Origin of the sequence: Mesorhizobium sp. XAP4, assembly GCF_029269325.1 — a bacterium.
GTDB lineage: Bacteria > Pseudomonadota > Alphaproteobacteria > Rhizobiales > Rhizobiaceae > Mesorhizobium > Mesorhizobium ciceri.
In genome coordinates this window covers 1-1,335 of the sequence record NZ_JARIXW010000028.1, presented here as the reverse complement: position 1 = coordinate 1,335, position 1,335 = coordinate 1, and the positions used below count along the sequence as shown (strand labels likewise).

At 54.7% G+C, this 1,335-nt stretch carries 1 protein-coding gene; it reads left to right on the top strand.

The features are described 5' to 3' along the window. On the top strand, window positions 1-1,303 hold a 1,303-nt coding region (ectB, locus tag P3C39_RS32845; RefSeq protein ID WP_275955079.1), incomplete at its 5' end, for a diaminobutyrate--2-oxoglutarate transaminase. Window positions 1,304-1,335 lie beyond the last annotated feature (32 nt).

Below are 1,335 nucleotides of genomic sequence, written 5' to 3'. Positions count from 1 at the left end.
CGCAATTTTCGAGCGTCTCGAGTCTGAGGTGCGTGGCTACATCCGTTCATTTCCGATCCTCTTCGATCGCGCGGTTGGAACTACCCTCATTGGTGCAGACGGTCGTGAGTATCTCGATTTTTTCGCCGGGGCAGGCGCCCTTAATTACGGCCATAATAACCCCGCCTTCAAGAAGGCGTTGCTGGCTTACATCGAGCGCGACGGCATCGTGCATGGGCTTGACCTTGCCACGAGTGCCAAGAAGGCATTTATCGAAGCCTTTGAGCAATACATCCTGAAGCCGCGTGGTCTGAATTATAAGCTGCAGTTTACTGGTCCCACAGGTACAAACGCAGTCGAGGCAGCGCTGAAGCTGGCGCGCCTAGTAACCGGCAGAGCGAATATCGTCGCATTTACCAATGCGTTCCATGGCGTTAGCGCCGGATCGTTGGCTGCGACTGGAAACAAGAAGTACCGCAGTGCTGCAGGCTACCCCGTCTCGCATGTGGCATTTTTGCCCTATGATGGTTATCTCGGCGCTTCCGTTGACACGCTCGATTACTTTGAAAAGCTACTGAACGATCCGAGCAGCGGTCTGGACAAACCTGCCGCGGTGATTCTGGAAGCAGTTCAAGGGGAAGGGGGCATCAATCCTGCAAGCTTTAAATGGCTGCATAGGCTGCGTGACCTCACCGCAAAGCATGGGATCCTGATGATTCTGGATGATATCCAGGCAGGTGTCGGCCGCACGGGACAATTCTTCAGTTTTGAAGCTGCTAAGATCGTGCCTGACATTGTCACTCTGTCAAAGTCGTTGTCGGCAATCGGAACGCCGATGTCGCTCGTTCTTCTGAAGCCTGAACTGGATATTTGGTCTCCTGGTGCGCACAGCGGCACGTTCAGAGGCAATAACCTTGCTTTCGTGACTGCTCGCGTGGCTCTTGAGACCTATTGGGCTGATACGAAATTTGAGGAGGAAATCGCTCGCAAGTCCGCGATCCTGGCGGAGGAACTCAAGTCAATCGCAGAAAACTTCCCCAGCCTTGGCCTGACCTTACGGGGCCGCGGATTGATGTACGGTCTTGTATCGCAAAAGCACCGTTCATTGGCGGTCCAAATCGCGGGGGAAGCTCTTCGTCGCGGCTTGGTGATCGAGACCTGTGGCGGGCGGAGCGAGGTGCTCAAGTTCCTTGTTGCTCTTACCATTACCGAGGCTGACCTGCGCCGTGGTTTGTCAATCGTTCGCGAGAGCATTGGCGCTGTGCAGGCCAGTATGGAGAAAAATCCAGTTCAAACGGCCGTCGACCTCGAGGTTGATGCATAGCAACTGCGTCCTGTTGGTGGACACAGCTGATT